This window comes from Epilithonimonas pallida (genome assembly GCF_900182975.1).
Classification (GTDB): domain Bacteria; phylum Bacteroidota; class Bacteroidia; order Flavobacteriales; family Weeksellaceae; genus Epilithonimonas; species Epilithonimonas pallida.
This window is the reverse complement of sequence record NZ_FXUO01000002.1, coordinates 536,184-554,922: the sequence shown is the minus strand read 5'-3', so window position 1 is coordinate 554,922 and position 18,739 is coordinate 536,184. Positions and strand designations below refer to the sequence as shown.

Sequence of the window (18,739 nt, the reverse complement as noted above, 5' to 3'; positions counted from 1 at the left end):
CGCTTCCAAAATTGGAAGCGTTTCTATTTTTAGTCCTGATGAACTTCTGACAATATCGGTCCCGAAGAAACCAATTCCAGAGCTTCTTCATTATCTGTAAACTGCTCAAAATATTTGATATATCTCGCAGCCAAATCTTTAGCTTTAGCTTCCCAATCAGAGCTATTCTCATAAGTATCTCTCGGATCCAGGATATTTTCGGAAACATTCGGCAATGCAACAGGGAATTCCAGATTCATTACAGGAACTTTGTTGGTTTTGGCTTTATCAATACTTCCGTCAATGATCGCATCGATAATTGCTCTTGTGTCTTTTAGAGAAATTCTCTTTCCGGTTCCGTTCCAGCCTGTATTTACCAAATAAGCTTTTGCACCGTGTTCTTTCATTTTTCCAATCAACGTTTTGGAATACATTGTTGGATGAAGTGTCAAAAATGCTTCTCCAAATGCGGGAGAAAAAGAAGGTGTCGGCTCTGTAATTCCGCGTTCTGTTCCTGCTAATTTTGATGTATAGCCGCAAAGGAAATGATATTGCGCCTGTTGGTCTGTCAGGATAGAAACCGGGGGTAAAACCCCGAATGCGTCAGCCGACAAATAAATGATTTTACTCGCGTGACCAGCTTTGGAAGGCAGAACAATTTTGCTGATATGATAAATTGGATAGGAAACCCTTGTATTTTCCGTAATCGAACCATCAGCATAATCTACATTCCCTTCGTCATCCGTAACCACATTTTCCAATAATGCATCTCTTCTGATTGCACCATAGATATCTGGTTCTTTTTCTTTACTAAGGTCAATCACTTTGGCGTAGCAACCTCCTTCATAATTGAAAACACCATTATTATCCCAACCGTGCTCATCATCACCAATCAGATAACGTTTCGGGTCAGCAGAAAGTGTAGTTTTCCCCGTCCCGGAAAGTCCGAAGAAAACAGCAACATCGCCGTCCTCGCCTACATTGGCAGAACAATGCATAGAAGCCATTCCTTTCAGAGGAAGGTAATAATTCATTATCGCGAACATTCCTTTCTTCATTTCTCCGCCGTACCAAGTTCCACCGATAATCTGCATTTTCTTGGTCAAATCGAACATTACAAACACTTCAGAATTAAGTCCGTGTTGTTCCCAGTTCGGATTGACAGATTCGGAAGAATTAATCACTACAAAATCCGGTTCTCCATAATTCTGAAGGTCATAATGAGAAGGACGAATGAACATATTCATCACAAAATGAGCCTGCCAAGCCACTTTTGTGACAAATCTCACTTTCAATCTTGTATCCTCATTAGAACCACAAAATGTATCGATAACGTAGATTCTGTCGCCAGAAAGGTCTTTGGTTACGATATCTTTTAACTCATCAAAAACTTCGACTGTAGTTGGGCGATTGATGTTTCCGTCCCACCAAATCGTATCCTGAGTAATATTGTCTTTTACAATATATCTGTCTTTTGGAGACCTCCCGGTAAAAATTCCCGTTTTTACAGCCACAGCTCCCGACTTTGTCAAAACGCCTTTAGCAAATCCGGAATTGCTTGGGTCCATTTCTGCCTGAAAAATTTCTTCGTAAGTTGGATTGTGGATAATCTCTTTCGGATTGAAAATACCTTGACGTTCAAGATAAGACTTTAACTTGTCCATTTTTAATTTTTTTTGAAGATTAAGGGTGTTGGGACAAATGTAAAAATATCAGCGAATTATCAAAGTTTTAATTAAATGACTTTCATCAGTTCAAATAAAATTGATAATTAATTAATAATCAATTAATTAAATCTGACCAGGAAAAAATTTTAGAGAAACCTTGGTTTTTGAAATAGTTAACATAATCTCCAAATTTGGACGTCAGAACGAAATCTCCACCCCAAGCTCCTAAACTTTTGACAAAGCTTGGACAATTTTGAAAATATTTTTCTTTCACAGTTGGAGTTTCGAGAAAATCGGACAGTTTTTGCTCGTGAATGGTCATTAATTCTGAAAATTCTTCCAAATTCTGACTATTCACAATCAATTTGGTTAATTCAGAATATTGATTGATTAATTCCGTTGAAGTTGGCTTAGACTTGTAAAGAGAAATTCCCTCTCTTGTATCTTGCTTTTGATTGAGATGAATGAAAATCAACTCATCTTTGAAATTTGGGTTGAAATTTATTTTATGATAAACTCTTTCAGGAAAACGACTGTATAGAACGGCAGATTTTTCTTTGGCAACAGCAACATCGTAACCACTTCCACCAAGACTTATTTCATTAAGAATAAAAGCGTCAACATCCGCCCATTCTGCAAGATTGGCCATCAATGTAGAACTACTTCCTAATCCGAAGTCTGAAGGAAACTGAAGATTGGTTTTGATGTGATACGAAATGTCGCTTTTTAGTTTGGTATCAGAAAGATTCTGAACATTTTTGAGTGTTTTAAGAATGAATTCAGCTGCTTTGAAATCATTAGTTTCAAGGATTTCCCAATTTTTATAATTGATAACAGCTTTGAGCCATAATTGATTCTGATGATAAGCTTCCCAAACAATCAATGACTTCTGGTCTTCATTCTCTGTATAAAAAAGCTCTTGTCCCAGCTTTGTTGGAACAGCCAGGACAAGAGCGCCATCAACAGCAACATATTCTGAGGTAAGCATTAACTTGCCTGGTGAAAATATCCTGTTCATTTGTTGATTATTTTAATTTATTTTAAACGTAGAATCTTATGCAGCCCGACTTGAGCGGAAATCCTTTTTGCTTTTTTGCTAAAAATTAAAAAGATTGGGAGCCCTTCGACTTCGCTCAGGATAAACTACAGGCGGATTAAGCTGCTCTAAAAATTCTATTCTTAGATTGCAGAAGCAACCGTTACTTCCGGATTGATTTTCTTAATCAAACCTTGAAGCGTTTTCCCCGGACCAACTTCTACGAAGTTACTTGCTCCGTCTTTTATCATATTCTGAACACTCTGAGTCCATTTTACCGGACCTGTCAATTGTGCAATCAGATTTTTCTTGATTTCTTCCGGATCAGAAACTGCAGTTGTTGTGATGTTCTGATAAACCGGAATCGTTGCTTTTCTGAACTTTGTATTTTCAATCGCCGCAGCCAATCTCTCCTGAGCAGGCATCATCAAAGGTGAATGGAAAGCACCATTTACAGGCAACAGTAAAGCTCTTTTTGCACCAGCCGCTTTCAAAGCTTCGCAGGCTTTTTCCACAGATGCAGTTTCACCGGAAATTACCAATTGTCCGGGACAGTTGTAATTGGCAGGAACTACAATACCTTCGATTTCTGTACAGATTTCTTCAACTTTCGCATCTTCCAGACCAAGAATTGCAGCCATAGAACTAGGATTAATATCACAAGCCATTTGCATTGCCTGTGCTCTTTCGGAAACTAATTTCAGTCCGTCTTCGAAAGACAAAACACCGTTAGCAACCAAAGCAGAAAACTCGCCTAAAGAATGTCCGGCAACCATCTGAGCGCCTAAACCGTTCGCTACTTTTACAGCAGCAACCGAGTGCAGGAAAATAGCTGGTTGAGTTACGCTGGTTTTTTTAAGGTCATCGTCTGTCCCATTGAACATTACTGAGACAATATCAAAACCAAGAATATCATTGGCAGAATCCATCAGGTCTTTCACATCCTTTCGGGAATCGTAAAGTTCTTTTCCCATCCCGACAAACTGTGAACCCTGCCCAGGAAATACAAGTGCTTTCATATATTTATAAATGATAATTGATGAATTATAAATGATTGATTCATCAATGTTTTAAATTTTATTTTATTTCTACGGGTGAAAGTGCGAATCCTGAATCAATTATCATTCATCACATATCAACTATAATTATTGCATCAATCTCACCACTCTGTAACCGTTGTTGATGTAAGCGCCGTTTGGTTTTGCTTTTACAAACTCGAATTTGGTAGCCAGTTGTGTTTGTGATTTTCCGATTTGTTTGAAGATTTCTCCTTTTTTATTTTCTCTCGTTAGCATATCATTCATCACGTCGAAACCGATTACCGCATATTTTGAAGGTGTTTTGCAGTATTTTGCTTTGTAAGCAGCAAGAATTTCTTTTTCAAAATCTCCGTCATAATTAATTTTTCTGTCCATCAGATAAACCAGACTTGCTCTGGAAAGGTCATCCACATTTTTCTCAAAACTTGGACTGTAGAACATACTGAATGCTTTTACACCTTCTGTTTGTTTTCCAAGATTAATGATTTTGGAAGCAAAAGCCGCACCTGCAGACTCGTCATCGTCCGCCAGAATGGCAATCACAGGAACCGATTGTCCAGTCATCATATTATTTTCCAGCTGAATTTCTGATGAGGAATTAACAATAACTACATTCGGTTTTGACAATGATTTTTCCAACCCGGCTTTAATTGCATTAGCATTCGCTTTGGAATTGTCTGCAACGATATAGATTTTCTGGTCCTGATAAACCTGACCAACTTCTTTTACGATTCTGTCAGAATAAACTGAATTTTCAGTTTCGATGATAATCAAATTGCTGTAATCAAAAAGGTCTTCTGAATTTGCGAATGGCGCAACGACAGGAATTTTTTTATCATTCACGAACCTTAAAACTTCAAGAACACTGGATTTGAAAAAAGGTCCGACAATCAAATCTGTATTATCCGGATTGATTTGGGAAAGGCTATTTTTGAAAGTTGTTTCGTTTCCGGCATCTACCACTTTGATGTCCAGTTTTTGTCCGTTGGTTGCGTTTCTTTCCGCAGCTAATTTCGCACCCGTCAGGAAATCCATAGACATTGTTCTGTACTTCGCATCGTTGGCATCAAACCCAAAAGGCAACATCAACACAACACTCAAAACATCTCCGCTTTTCTTGGAATACATCGGGTCTTGTTTTTTGATTTTCAAAGTCATTCCGGCTTTCAGTCCGTCAGCAAGATTTGGATTAAGGCTAATCAACTGGTCCAGCGTCACATTGAATCTGTTCATAATACTGAACATTGTATCGCCACTTTGAACTGTGTAAGTTACATAATCATCTTCTGAAGAAGCTATGTTTGACGAGTTTTTCACAGATTCGGAAACCGTAGTCTGTCTTGTCGTTTCCGTCACCGGAGCCGAAGTTGTATTGCTTTGAGAATTATCTTCAACCTTGATAGAATTATTAGAAGAAGTTGCAATAGAATCAGAACCCGAAACTCTGATTGCTTCACCTGGCTTCAAACCAGAAGATTCCAATCCCGGATTCAATGCGAATAACTGCTTCTGAGTCAGGTTGAACTGTCTTGATATTTTATAATAATTGTCTTTTGCCTGAACAACATATAAACCTTTGTCAGAAGAAGTCGTTTCAGTTTTCGTTACCGTTTTTACTTCCGTAGGTTTTTCTGTATTTGTCTGAACAACTGCTGTTGCTGCAGGCGCAGAACCACCAAATTTCTGAATGTTATCTAAAGGCAAAGTAATCTTATCCCCTATTTTCATATGAGAATCCAGTTCAGGATTCAGTTTTCTAAGGTCAGCCTCAGAAATTTGATATTGTTTTGTAATGCCGTAAATGGTTTGCTTTGGCTGCAACGTAATGGTTCCTGTTTTTCCTGTTTTAGCTACAGAATTTGTAGAAGCAGGCGTGGATGCTACATTTTTTGTACCGCTACCACCTTTTGAAACGACAATAACATCGCCGATTTTCAGCCCATTATCTTTTGCGGAAGGATTCATCCGATACAATTCATCTACCGTCAAACCATACTGTTTGGAAATCCCGTAAGGTGTTTCCTTAGCTAGAACGGTGTGGGTTTTCTGCGCAGAAAGCCCCAAAAAGCTGATAAGTCCCGATAAAATGAAAATCTTTTTAATCATCCTTTTTTTTATATTGTTACAAAAATAATGCTTTCAATTTAAATGGGCGAAATAATCAATTCCGATTTTTGAACATCCATTTGTTGATAAGTTTCGGCAATCCATTCTTTTCCTAAATCTGCGTAGAACACGCTGAAATTGAGCACTCTTTCCTGCCAGGTTCCACCCGGATGAACTTTCAGAAACAAATTTTGCATCTGGTCCAATTTCTCCGATTGTTTTATCTTTTCGGCTTTCAGAAGACGTTTTTGCATTCTTTTGAATGATTTTAATTGTCTGGTTTCTTCTGCATTCACAAGATTAGCAAAGGTTTTATCTGTCTGTTCCGCTTTTGTTTTTATTTCCGAAAACGAATGAATCAAATCCTGTTCTTTCTGTTCAAGAAGTGACTTGATTTCGTTGTTGTCTAATATTTTTTTGTTGATGGCCTCCGCAAAGTTCCCGAAGAAATCTTCAATCTTCAATCCTGAATTTTCAATTTTTCTGAAGGTTTTTTCTTCCAGAAACAACATCGAGTTTCTCGGAATCAAAATAGGAAAAGGAAGATTGATGGATTCGAAATAATCTTTCAACTCTATCCAATACATAATCTCAGCGTTTCCGCCAACATAAGCCAGATTTGGCATAATCGTTTCCTGGTAAGCCGGACGAAGAACTGCGTTGGGACTGAATTTTTCGGGATGATTTTCCAGTTCGTTGAGAATCTCTTCTTCTGAAAATTTCAAATCCGTATCAAGAATGAAATAATCATCGTTGATTTTCTCAATCCGGTTTCTGGTTTCCGTCAAATAAAAGAGATTGATTTCTCTTGGATTGACCTGAACTTTGTGATATTCTTTCTCGAGGAATTCTCTTTGATTTTTAGTTGTTTCAAAAAGCTGATTGGATAATAATTCTTTTCGGAAAATATCTTTGACCTGATTTTTCAGCTCTTTTTCGTTTCCGTCAATCGTCAGTAACCCATAATCTGCAAATAATTGATTGACCAGATATCTGATGGCTTGCGTGTGGGTTTTCGTTTGTTGATAGGCTTTTTTAATCCAAAGAATCAATTCGGTTCCATAAACATTATCTTTGAATTCTTTCTCAAATTCCTGAACAAAAAAGTTCTCATCGATTGTAATCCTACCAACATCGCCACCAGCATTACCTTTGATTTCGTAGTAATGGTCACGTGTTTTGAAGTGGTTGATTTCTTCAAAATCGTGGTCTTCTGTCGCCATCCAAAAAACAGGAACAAAATCATACTCCGGAAAATTGGATTTCAGAAATTCTGCAGTTTTGATGGTCTGCAAAATCTTATAAACAAAGAAAACCGGACCTGTAAACAGATTGAGCTGATGACCTGTTGTAATGGTGAACGTATTGTTATCTTTCAAAGAAAACAGATGTTCCAATTGTTTAGGTGATAATTGCTCTTCCTGATTCTGAGAAAAGATTGCATTGTAAAGCAATTCTCTTTTGTCATCAGAATACGAATTTTGTTTCTTCGTAATTTGATTTTTGAAGTTGTCTAAATCGAATGTTTTATTCTGAAATCCGTCCAGTTTTTTTCCTAAGAAATCTTTTACAAGCTGTGGAATACTGTGTATATGTTCGAAACCGATGGTCATTTGGTTGTCAGTTGTTGGTTGATCGTTGCTGGTTCGCAGCCCGACTTGAGCGGAAATCCTTTTTGCTTTTTTGCTAAAAAGTAAAAAGATTGGGAGCGGAAGGCGGAAATAGCTGCCATAATTATTCTAACAAAATTAATGGAAAAGATACCAAACCACACCTAAATTAAGACGAAAATCGTAAATCGGGTAATCTGGAGCCGTGAAAGATTTGTTCTGCATAAAGGTCTGGTTGATGTGCTGTCCTTCCACATAGAAAAACATTCTCTTTACTTTCATATTAATGTAAACATCAGCAATCGGCTGACCTCCAATAGAATAAGAATTAGCCCCCGGCAGAATATACTCGTTAAGAATTGGCGAAAATTCCCGTGACGCAAATTTGGTAAAGTAGTACAATTTCACTCCAGCCTGGATTTCTGCTGCTTTTTTGAATGCAGGAGTCTGATAATAAATATTTAATCTTCCGATAAAATCGGGCATCGGTAGCAAATCAGTGTTGGTCAATGCTTTTTGAAACAGTACTCTTCCGTTAAAATTGAATTTGCCATATTTCAATGTTGCATCTCCTCCAATCTGAGAAATGTTAAGTGAAGATGAACTTTGTTGTGGTTTTGCCGAATTATCAAAATAGGTATAATTATCAATTCTGTAATAATCTACAAAAAGCTGCGTGTTGAACCATTTTGCTAATCTCAGAGTTCCGCCGATTTGAGTAACAGCTTCGTTGTTGGGGTTTTGCAGATAATAGTTGTAGTTGAGATAATGTGAAGAATTGACCAAATAATTAAAACTCGGATAAGCGGACTGGAAGTTAATTCTGCCTTCTATCAAATAATCCTTAATCGGTTCAAAAACCAGTTCGTTGGTGGTTTTGATGTAATTTCCGAACTCTGAACCTTTGGAAATTTCTAAGAAAGACTTCAGTTGAATCTTATCTAGCAATTTGATTTGTAAATTCCCCACTGCTCCAAATCTCTGTTCTTTGAAATAACCCGGAATTTGTAGCAATGGAAAAGCATTTTTGTTCCCGAATGTGATGTATTGATGTCGGAATCCTGCATCCAACTTGAATTTCTCATTATCCCAAACCAAGCTGAAAGTGTTGCTAAGATTGTTGGAGAACTTTTTATTAGTTAATGGAAATCCTGAAATATCCATTCCACCAAAAAAATCTACATCCGAAGCCGTTTCTGAGAAATAATATTTATTACCCTGATGATAAATCGTATGTCTTAGCTTGAATGGATATTTTGTTGGATCAAAAGGTGCGAACTCCTGACTGAAATAATATCTTCTGTAAGAATATCGGGATTCGGCGCCCGATAAATTGGTTTCGAGGTTCTGACGGTTATTAAATCTGGAATCCCCACTTAAAAACACGTTCAAATCTGCAATTCCACCATTTTCCTGATTGTTCACATTCTGATGAATGTAATGAGCATAGGCTTCATATTTGTTATTCTTAGAAATATAATGCCCACTAAAAATGGTATTATTACTCGAAGCCAAACTATTCCGGTAAAGTCCCTGAGACCTTAATCCCATATACTCTATGGCAAAATTGAAATTCTTTCCTATATTCTGAGTATAAGTTGTATGCAACTGCCCTCCGTTTTTCATTGCGTTGTTATAGAAAAATGTGGTTGTCGGTGTTTTTACGTCATAATAGTTGATATCATTTTCCCCTAAAAGATAAAACGATTTGTTTTCAGGAAGGAGTGTCAGATTCTGTTCCGAGTTCTTTTCATAGACTAAATTCTGAAATCCCGAACCGATATTGGCATACTGAATTTTCCCGAAATTATCCTTTTTGTTATATTGGGTTACAACATAAGATTTCTGAATCGCAAAGGTGGTGTCAAAAATTTTCTTTTCTGAAAATCTTTTCTTGACCTGATAATCGTATATGGTCGGCTTGTATATCTCTAATGAATCTTTCTCCCCAGAGTCTATTTTCAATGTATCTGAAGGCAGCTTATTAGAGTCGGTTTTGTTGACTTGTTGTGCATTAATCAAAACACAAAAAACAAGGAACAGTATTGATAAATATTTCATCAAGAAAATTTGAGTACAAAAGTACTAATTATCCTCAAATAAAAACCCCCGCAGATTGCGGGGGTTTTTTATATAAAATAATCTAGATTATTTTTTGATGAATTTTGTATTCTCAACAGAACCATTACCATAATAAGCTTGCAGGATATAAGTTCCTTTTGCTAAATTAGAAACATTGATTTGTTTTGCATCATTAACGGATTTAACTTTTTTACCGGATAAATCATAGATATTAACAGATTTGATTTCTTTGTTAGCAGTAAGATTTACTACATCCACAGCCGGATTAGGATAAACCTGTAAGTTAGCTTTAGCAGAAGCTTCATTAACTGCCAATGATAAATCACCTACAAATTTAAAAATACCGGCAGAACCTGTAGGACCATCACTAAAGAATCCACACCATCCTGTAGTTGAGTTTAAGAAGCTGACAGTACCTCTTTGCCCACCACTTGCACCGGCAATATTATCAATAATAGTCCAAGTTAAACCACCATCTCGAGTGTAAGCAGAACCTGTACCTTGTGCTGCATCAGAATCGATACCTGTAGTAACATAAGTATTTGCCGTTCCCGGAACATATGTCAGATCTCCAAAGAACCAAGTTCCTGTAGCTTCAACCGGATCCCAAGTAGCTCCGCCATCATCTGTAGAATAGAGTACAGCATCAACGTCATTATCAATAGCAATCAATAATCCGTTATTAGCATCCCTGAAAGCCATTTTAGCAGAAGATCCGTCAACACCACCACCGGAAGCACCACCACCAAAGTCTAATGCTGGTGATTGAAACGCAGTCCAAGTTGCACCTCTGTCGTTTGATCTAAGGATTCTACCTTTAGTTGTTCCCAACCAAACACTATTGCCAGTCACAGTTTTTACACCTGTTAAACCATATTCAACGCCAGCAAGAGGAGCAGGAGCATTTGCAACTGCAGTCCATGTAGTTCCGCCATTGGTAGTTCTGAAAATTTGGAATGTTGAACCTACAGGATCCCCAGCGGTGAAGCCTTCATTAGCATCCCAAAAATAGATAACGTTAGCAAATGAAGCTGTTGAATAAGGCGCAGATGTTGTTCCCTGTCTTGTCCATGCAGCACCACCATTGGTTGTTTTCCAGATACCATTTCCATTAGTTCCGGTAGATGGCGCAGTTACAACCCAAGCTGTGTTTGCATCTATAGCTGATATATCGCCAACTAATGCTGCTGATACCGGACCTGTCACTGTGCCTGAAGTCCAATTGGTACCATCTACTGTTTTTGAGAAAGTTTTTGGATATGTTCCAGCTCCAGAACCATCATAAATACTTATCCATACGGTATTTGCATTGACAATAGATATTTCTCTCGGAGCAAAACTCGTAGCCTGCTTGATACCTTGCGGTGTCCAAGATTGTGCAGAAGCTAACGAAAGAGAAAGTAAACTTAAAGAAAGTAAAACTTTTTTCATAATAATTTTTTTTAATAATTAATAATTTAATGCTAAAATAGAAAAAAAAATGTGAATAAAAAAGCACGTATCTATTTTTAACATCTTTATAACAATAATAATCAAGACAATAAATTTATTGTCTTGATTATTTATAAATATTAATAACCAGGATATTGTTTCAAATTAGGGTTACTATTTAATGCTGTTTGTGTTACTGGCAATACAAATAACTTATCTCCTCCTGGTACATTGCAGTTCATCGTGCAATTAGAGTTTTTAATTAGTGGTAAATTGTGACGTTTTAGATCCAAAAATCGTTGTCCTTCTCCGTAAAATTCTTTTTCTCTTTCTTTAAGAATATCATTAAGAAGATTCGTTCCTGCATATGTAGAACCCCCTCTAGATATAGCAAAACTATTAAGTTCCGTTAAAGCTAAAGAAGTTTGCCCAGTCAAATATAATGCCTCTATTCGGTTCAATTGAGCTTCAGCAAATCTTAAAATCTTAAGATTTCTTAAGAAAACTCCTCTCTCTGTCAATCTCGGATATTTATTTGTCCAAACGCCAACAAGAGGATTTCCACCACCAGTTGTTGTTAATAAACCATTAGCACCTGTGCCTCTTCTTACATCTGTTGAAGGAAAGCTATTGTAAAAATTTAATGTAAACATAAAAGATCTATTTGGATCAGCTCTATAATATAAGCCTGGTAATGATAAATTAGAACCAATTCCAGTGTATCTATTTGTATCAAAATTTATATCTAATTCCCATATAGTTTCAGGCTGACCTTCTGATACTGCATCAAGATTACCTGAAAAGTAATTTTGATAATTCTCTTTGGATATTGGCGCAAAAGAAGAATTAGGATTGTTTTTTAAATTTACAATTTCTGTAGCGTATTGTAATGCTAATTGTGCATCCCCAGTAGCTTTCCTGGTAAGATAAACTCTTGATAACAAAAGTTTAGCTGCTGTTTTACTAAGAAGCACCCTACTTGATGGTACTTCATCAGTAGCATTCATTCCAGCCTGTAAATCAGATATGATTTGATTGTATACTTCTGCTACAGTGGCTCTTGCCGGGGTTATGGAAGAATCGTAGTTACCAAGCACAAGAGGAACTCCATATTCTTGATTAACTCCAGATATTGGAGCAGGAGAGTAGTAGCTAACCAATGTAAAATAAGCTAGACCTCTTAGAATTTTAGCTTCTGCTTTAATTCTCTTAACATTAGAACTTTCAGCAACAATATTGTTATTAATAACCATATTACATGATACAATGATATCATACATGCTTCCATAAAAACCGAAATCATTGTTTAGAGCATTATAATTTAAGTTTGCTGCAAATTGATACTTGTTGTTGACAACAAATAAATGATCTGAAAGAATATCTCCAAAAGCTAAAACCTCAGTACCATAATTTCTTGTTGAAGCCATAGAAAGATATGCAGTATTCAAAAATTGCTGCATTTTAGCCTCAGTATTCATATTTGTTATATCATCAGAAACTGGAGGAAATAGATCTAACTCCTTTTCACTACAAGAGTTAAAAATAGAAAAAAGCAATATAGTTGCTATTATATAATAGTATTTTTTCATTATAAATTATTTTTAAAAACCAATTTGAATTCCCATAGAAACCGTTCTTAACACAGGTGACGAATACCAATATCTTCCCTTACCTAACCATGACCAAGCATTGGAATTTGATTCAGGATCATAATCAAGATCCTTATCAAATACATATGTCAGCAAGTTTGTACCTCTTAAATAAACTGTAAGATTATTGATTCCTACAGATTCTTTAAATAACTTCCCAAAAGAATATGCAATTTTCATTTCTTTTAAACGGATATGATCTCCTTTATTTAAAAAACGAGATGATTCTAATCTTCCTGTCAAAGGGTCTCCAACAGTTGCTCGAGGATTTGAAGCACCAAAATTTTCTGCACCTGGCGCATCTGTCCAACTATCATATAATGCATCATTAATTTGATTCCTTACAGGAAATCTACCATCGTGAATTGTGTAAGAATGCACACCATTTTGTACATAAAAATCAAATTGTCCTGAAAGCAAAAAGCTTAAAGACCAGTTTTTATATTTAAATTCATTTGTAATACCTACGTTGTATACAGGGAAAGCACTTTTACCCATCCAAGCTGGATCCGCATCTGTTCTTTTATTAGTTACATCTGTTTTAGAGCCATCAGTATAAAACAATGGGTCACCTGCTTTGATACCTTTAGTAGGGTCATCATGTTGCGCAATTCCAGCAAATAAAACTACATAATATTCTCCAAATATGTGTCCCGGAGCAAGTGCAACCAATTCATTATCTGCATCTCCCGCCCCTGCTTCTGGATCACTTGGTCTGAATTGATATAAATCATAATTAAATTTATCCAACATTGTTTTAGAATAAGCTCCATTAGCATTAATTGACCATCTAAAGTTTTCATTTTGGATTGGAGTAGCATCAATAACAAGTTCAAAACCTTTGTTACTTATTGTTGCTACATTATCATAATACTGATTGGGACCACCTGTTTCCAAAGCTGGACGTGCATAAAATATTGCTTTATCTGTAATTTTATTATAATAATCAAATGTAAATTTTAAACGATCATTAAAAAAACCAATGTCCGCACCAACATCAAAATGCTTTGCCTCTTCCCAAGTTAAGCTTGGGTTTCCAGGATCAAGTATGTATCCATAACCATTATTGCCACCGTAACCAATATTCGAATCATAATTAACTAAAGCATAAGCATTATATTGATTTCCCCATTGATCAGCATAAGGAATATTTCCTAAAACTCCATAGCTAGCTCTAAAATTTAGCGTGGAAAATAATGCTGGAGTAAATGATTCATTTTTTACATTCCAAGATCCTCCAACAGACCAAAAATTCCCAAATTTCTCTATTCCAAGAGTAGAGTTACCATCTCTTCTAATTTGCCCTGTAATTGTATACTTATTCTCAAACGTATAGTTTAGTCTTCCAAAGTATGAGATCTGAGTCCATTCATAATCTCGGCTATCAGCTATTTGAGTGTCAGTATATTGAAAATAAGGTCTTGGATCATTAGCAGTAAACGACAAAGCTGATAAAACATTATACTGATGATTTTGGTATTCCATTCCAGCAAATAGCTCTAGATTATGCTTTTCTGCAAAAACATTTCGGTAACTAAATGTGTTAGACCAGTTCCAATCAAAAATAGTAGTTCTTGCATCTTGTAAAAAACCTTTTCCGCTAGGAATTGTCATTAATGTATATACTGGATGTCCAGCTCCAATTACCTGCAACTCTTTCATATTCTGTGCTTGAGTACCAAATAATGAATTAAATGAAACATTTTTCATAAATTGATAATCCATATTTATCGATGCAAGGAAAGTATTGATTGTAGATTTTTGATACGAATTATTTAATAATGAGACTGGATTAAAGCCTTCACTCATATCAGTTTCAATGCCATTATTTGTTGGGTGAGGATAAGCCATATCATTTCCAGTTACAGCACCCCATTGTGCCTGATTATATGTTCCATCAGGATTAAACACTGAACGTAAAGGAGAATTCATGATGGAATTAGTTACCGGATTGGCGGATGCTCTACCCCCAAAATAAGTATTTCTTTTGACATTTGAGTAACTAGCACTTAATCCAAACTTCAGTTTTTCTGAAGCTTTATGATCTACAGCCGAACTAAAACTAATTCTATCAAATTTACCTGCCTGAATTAATGGTAAATTTTGATAATAGGAACCTCCAAATCTAAAAGAAGTATTCTCTCCACCACCAGATGCTCCAAAATTATAAGTATTTACTACTGCTGATTTTCTATTAATTTGCTTTGTCCAATCTGTATAATTTCTATTATATTTTATTGGTTCTGTATCTGGAATAAAATTATCTAAATAGTATTGAGTAGCATCAGCCAAGCTTCCAAAAGTTGTAGGAATAGTAAGTTGACCACTTTGCATTCCTCTACTATTCCACATTAAAATACCTCCGTATTTAATATATTCATCACCATTCATAAGCTCAAGTTTATCATAAGCTCTATCTTGGAGACCCGTTTCAGTAGAAAATTCGAATTTTGTCTTTTGATTGAATTTTCCTTTTTTGGTTTTAATTATTATGACACCATTCGCTCCTCTTGAACCATAAAGTGCTGTTGCAGAAGCATCTTTAAGCACTGATACAGATTCAATCGAGTTAGGATCAATAGATGCTAAGGGATTCCAAGATTCCATCATTTGTGCATTATCCGCTCCCTTCCCAAGTACTACACCATCTATAACATAAAGAGGATTTGGCGTTCCTATTAAAGAACTCACACCTCTAATAATTACCATATTTGATGATCCAGGATCACCACTGGCAGAAGAAAAATTTAAACCTGCAACTCTACCATTTAATACCTCATCAACTGTAGAAAAGGGCGTAGATTCAAAATTTGCTTTTGAAACTGTATTATAAGAACCTACTTTTTGCGCAGGATCCAACTTTACACCTCCTACTAATACCACCTCTTCAATATCTTTTGTTTTTGTGGTAGTATCACTTTTCTTCTTTTGTGCCATTAATGCTTGCCCCGTGAAGAACAATACGCCAACGGATAACAATCGTAATTTTACATTCATATTAACACTATTTAATTATAATCTGCAAATATGTTAAAAAAAATTAACAAGAACAAAAAACAAAATATTTCATGGTAATTATATTAGTAAATAATTAAATTATTAATATAAAAAAAAAGAAAATATTTAAAAATTAATTGATTTACTAATTATAAATTGAGAATTACGCATCACTAGCTTAACCAAACTATTAAACATTTTTAAAAACACAAAACACTTATTTAGAATTATTCCAAATAAATGTTTTTTGCATAAAAAAACCTGCTAATCAGCAGGTTTTGATATTATTTCAACTTTTTCTTAACAGCTACTTCTTCGTAGACTTCAAGAATATCGCCGACTTCTATGTCGTTGTAGCCTTTGATATTAAGACCACATTCATAGCCTTTTGTGACTTCTTTGACATCGTCTTTGAAACGCTTCAAACTTCCCAGTTCACCATCGAATTTCACAATGCCATCTCTTAAAAGTCTAATCTTAGAATTTCTGGTTACTTTTCCTGTAAGAACCATACACCCTGCAATCGATCCAACTTTAGAAATCTTAAATACTTCTCTGATCTCAACGTTACCAATCACTTGTTCTTGTATCTCCGGAGAAAGTAATCCTTCCATCGCTTCCTTAACCTCATCAATTGCTTTATAGATAATAGAGTAAGTTCTGATTTCAACTTCTTCTTTATCAGCAATATCTTTTGCATTAACACTAGCTCTTACATTAAATCCGATAACAATCGCATCCGATGCTGCAGCTAATAGAATATCACTTTCTGTAATCTGTCCAACACCTTTGTGAAGGATGTTAACCTGAATTTCCTCAGTTGACAATCTCTGTAACTGATCAGACAATGCCTCTACAGATCCATCCACGTCACCTTTAAGAATAATATTCAGTTCTTTGAAATCTCCTAAAGCGATACGACGTCCAATCTCATCCAACGTAAGATGTTTCTTAGTTCTGATAGATTGTTCACGTTGAAGTTGTTCTCTCTTATTAGCAATAGACTTCGCTTCTCTTTCGTCAGCAAAAACCCTGAATTTATCACCCGCAGTTGGCGCTCCGTCCAAACCAAGAATGGTAACAGGAATTGATGGCCCTGCTTTTTCCATTGGTTTACCTCTTTCGTCCAACATAGCTTTCACTTTACCGTGATTTTTCCCAGCAAGTACATAATCACCAACAGTTAAAGTTCCATTTTGAACTAACATTGTAGCTACATATCCACGTCCTTTGTCCAAAGCCGCTTCAATAACAACTCCACTTGCTTGTTTATTAGGATTGGATTTGAGTTCCAAAAGTTCGGCTTGTAAGAGAACCTTTTCTAATAACAACTCAACATTGTTACCAAATTTAGCTGAAATTTCTTGCGCTTGAACATTTCCACCCCATTCTTCAACCAATACATTCATAGCAGAAAGCTGCTCTCTGATTTTATCAGGATTAGCATTTGGCTTATCCACTTTGTTGATGGCGATAATCATAGGAACGCCAGCAGCCTGTGCGTGCGCAATAGCTTCCTTGGTTTGTGGCATTACGTCATCATCGGCAGCCACTACAATAATCGCAATATCGGTAACTTGCGCACCTCTCGCTCTCATCGCTGTAAAGGCTTCGTGACCTGGTGTATCTAAGAATGTAATTCTTTGTCCATTTTCCAGCTTCACATTATATGCACCAATGTGCTGAGTAATTCCTCCGGATTCACCGGCAATAACATTTGTTTTTCTAACATAATCCAGCAATGATGTTTTACCGTGGTCAACGTGTCCCATCACCGTTACGATAGGTGCTCTTGGCAACAAATCTTCTTCTGCATCCGGTTCTTCTTCGGCTGCAGCCTCTTCGATGTCAGCATCCGAGAATTCGATTTTATAACCAAATTCGTCAGCTACCAATGTTAAGGTATCAGCTTCCAAACGCTGGTTCATTGTTACCATCACGCCTAATGAGAAACAAGCAGAAATAACTTCAGTTGCACTTACATTCATTAATGAAGCCAATTCACTTACTGTAATGAATTCTGTAACTTTTAAAGTTCTGTCTTGTGCGTCGATCTCTTGTTGAAGCTCGTCTTGCTCTCTTCTCCAGGTTCTCTTTTCTTTTCTATGTTTGGAACCTTTAGACTTACCTCCTTTGTTAGTCAGTTTTTCTAAAGTTTCTTTAATTTGATTTTTAACCTGCTCATCCGTAAGTTCAACCGGCATTACACGAGCTTGGCCTCTGTTGTTTCCACCACGGTTGTTGTTATTGCCTCGGTTGTTATTATTTCCGCCACGGTTTCCGCCTTGGTTATTGCCACCTTGACCCTGCGGACGGTTTTGACCGCCTTGGCCTGGTCTGTTTCCTCCTCCTTGCTGATTGTTACCTTGGCCCGCATTATTCTGTCCTGGAACGTCTTTAGTAATTCTTTTCCTCTTCTTCTTTGCAGCATTGTTAGAATTACCAGAAGGTTTTGGTTTGTTAAACTGAGAAAGGTCGACAGTCTGTTTTAAGATTTTCGGACCGTCTAATTTTTGATAAACCGTTTCAATTTTTTGAGGTTCATCTGATTCTGGAGCAGAAGTTACAACAGGTTCAGGTGCTTTTTCAACTTTCGCTTCAGGTTTTTTTTCTTCCTGAACGGCTGGAGCTGGCGCTTCTTTAACTTCTGCTTTTTCTTTAGAAGCTTTTGATTTGTTGCTTTCAAGTTTTGATAAATCAATTTTATCCAAAACTTTGAACTCTTGTTTCTCCTCCTTCTTTATAATTTCCGGCTTTTCCTCATGAACCTTTTCCTGTACCGGTTCTGCTGGAGTTACCTCTTCAGACGGTTTTGTAGGATTAAGATCTATTTTTCCTAGAACCTTGGTTTCAGGTTTTAGATTTGCTTTGGCTCTTATTACCTCAGGAGCTTTTTCTTCAATTGCTAATTTTTCATCAGGAACTTTAGAAATCACTACCTCATGAGAAGCTTTTCTTTGTTCTCCATCTTTTCGGAACTCAGCTTCCAATGCAGAAAATGCCTGGTCTTCTAATAGAGCGTTAGGATTACTGTCCACAGCTATGCCTTTGCTCTGGAGATATTCCACAGCTCTGGGTATAGATATGTTCAGTTCTTTAACGGCTTTATTTAATCTTATTTTTGGCATAAATATTAATTTGC

10 protein-coding genes are annotated in these 18,739 nt (G+C 36.3%); all 10 read right to left on the bottom strand.

Annotated elements, in window-relative coordinates:
* Positions 1 to 29 precede the first annotated feature (29 nt).
* The 10 genes from pckA to infB all read right to left on the bottom strand — a co-directional run bounded on the left by pckA (position 30) and on the right by infB (position 18,725).
* Positions 30 to 1,643, bottom strand: a complete 1,614-nt coding sequence (pckA, locus tag QOL71_RS05690) for a phosphoenolpyruvate carboxykinase (ATP) (RefSeq protein WP_283416001.1) — start codon at positions 1,641 to 1,643, stop codon at positions 30 to 32.
* Between the two features lie 118 nt (positions 1,644 to 1,761).
* Positions 1,762 to 2,664 carry a GYDIA family GHMP kinase gene (locus tag QOL71_RS05685; RefSeq protein WP_283416000.1) on the bottom strand — a complete coding sequence of 301 codons (903 nt, stop codon included), beginning with the start codon at positions 2,662 to 2,664 and terminating at the stop codon, positions 1,762 to 1,764.
* 161 nt (positions 2,665 to 2,825) lie between these two features.
* On the bottom strand, positions 2,826 to 3,701 hold the full coding sequence (gene fabD, locus QOL71_RS05680; RefSeq protein ID WP_283415999.1) for an ACP S-malonyltransferase: 876 nt from the start codon (positions 3,699 to 3,701) through the stop codon (positions 2,826 to 2,828).
* Positions 3,702 to 3,827: 126 nt separating this feature from the next.
* Positions 3,828 to 5,828, bottom strand: coding sequence for a LysM peptidoglycan-binding domain-containing protein (locus QOL71_RS05675; RefSeq protein ID WP_283415998.1), 2,001 nt, complete (start codon positions 5,826 to 5,828; stop codon positions 3,828 to 3,830).
* Between the two features lie 38 nt (positions 5,829 to 5,866).
* The gene (gene bshC, locus QOL71_RS05670) at positions 5,867 to 7,441 is read right to left on the bottom strand and encodes a bacillithiol biosynthesis cysteine-adding enzyme BshC (protein WP_283415997.1); all 1,575 of its coding nucleotides are present in this window, start codon (positions 7,439 to 7,441) and stop codon (positions 5,867 to 5,869) included.
* Between the two features lie 135 nt (positions 7,442 to 7,576).
* Complete coding sequence (locus tag QOL71_RS05665) at positions 7,577 to 9,499, bottom strand: putative porin (RefSeq protein WP_283415996.1); 1,923 nt, start codon at positions 9,497 to 9,499, stop codon at positions 7,577 to 7,579.
* Positions 9,500 to 9,586: 87 nt separating this feature from the next.
* A complete protein-coding gene (locus QOL71_RS05660) occupies positions 9,587 to 10,951 on the bottom strand; it encodes a T9SS type A sorting domain-containing protein (RefSeq protein WP_283415995.1) in 1,365 nt (454 codons plus the stop codon).
* 140 nt (positions 10,952 to 11,091) lie between these two features.
* A complete protein-coding gene (locus QOL71_RS05655) occupies positions 11,092 to 12,540 on the bottom strand; it encodes a RagB/SusD family nutrient uptake outer membrane protein (protein WP_283415994.1) in 1,449 nt (482 codons plus the stop codon).
* A gap of 12 nt (positions 12,541 to 12,552) precedes the next feature.
* Positions 12,553 to 15,597, bottom strand: a complete 3,045-nt coding sequence (locus QOL71_RS05650; protein ID WP_283415993.1) for a SusC/RagA family TonB-linked outer membrane protein — start codon at positions 15,595 to 15,597, stop codon at positions 12,553 to 12,555.
* Between the two features lie 284 nt (positions 15,598 to 15,881).
* Positions 15,882 to 18,725 carry a translation initiation factor IF-2 gene (infB, locus tag QOL71_RS05645; RefSeq protein ID WP_283415992.1) on the bottom strand — a complete coding sequence of 948 codons (2,844 nt, stop codon included), beginning with the start codon at positions 18,723 to 18,725 and terminating at the stop codon, positions 15,882 to 15,884.
* Positions 18,726 to 18,739: the final 14 nt, after the last annotated feature.

Coding starts and splice junctions, on each gene's coding strand:
- pckA (WP_283416001.1), bottom strand. CDS start 1,643: ATGGACAAGTTAAAGTCTTATCTTGAACGTCAAGGTATTTTCAATCCG.
- QOL71_RS05685 (WP_283416000.1), bottom strand. CDS start 2,664: ATGAACAGGATATTTTCACCAGGCAAGTTAATGCTTACCTCAGAATAT.
- fabD (WP_283415999.1), bottom strand. CDS start 3,701: ATGAAAGCACTTGTATTTCCTGGGCAGGGTTCACAGTTTGTCGGGATG.
- QOL71_RS05675 (WP_283415998.1), bottom strand. CDS start 5,828: ATGATTAAAAAGATTTTCATTTTATCGGGACTTATCAGCTTTTTGGGG.
- bshC (WP_283415997.1), bottom strand. CDS start 7,441: ATGACCATCGGTTTCGAACATATACACAGTATTCCACAGCTTGTAAAA.
- QOL71_RS05665 (WP_283415996.1), bottom strand. CDS start 9,499: ATGAAATATTTATCAATACTGTTCCTTGTTTTTTGTGTTTTGATTAAT.
- QOL71_RS05660 (WP_283415995.1), bottom strand. CDS start 10,951: ATGAAAAAAGTTTTACTTTCTTTAAGTTTACTTTCTCTTTCGTTAGCT.
- QOL71_RS05655 (WP_283415994.1), bottom strand. CDS start 12,540: ATGAAAAAATACTATTATATAATAGCAACTATATTGCTTTTTTCTATT.
- QOL71_RS05650 (WP_283415993.1), bottom strand. CDS start 15,597: ATGAATGTAAAATTACGATTGTTATCCGTTGGCGTATTGTTCTTCACG.
- infB (WP_283415992.1), bottom strand. CDS start 18,725: ATGCCAAAAATAAGATTAAATAAAGCCGTTAAAGAACTGAACATATCT.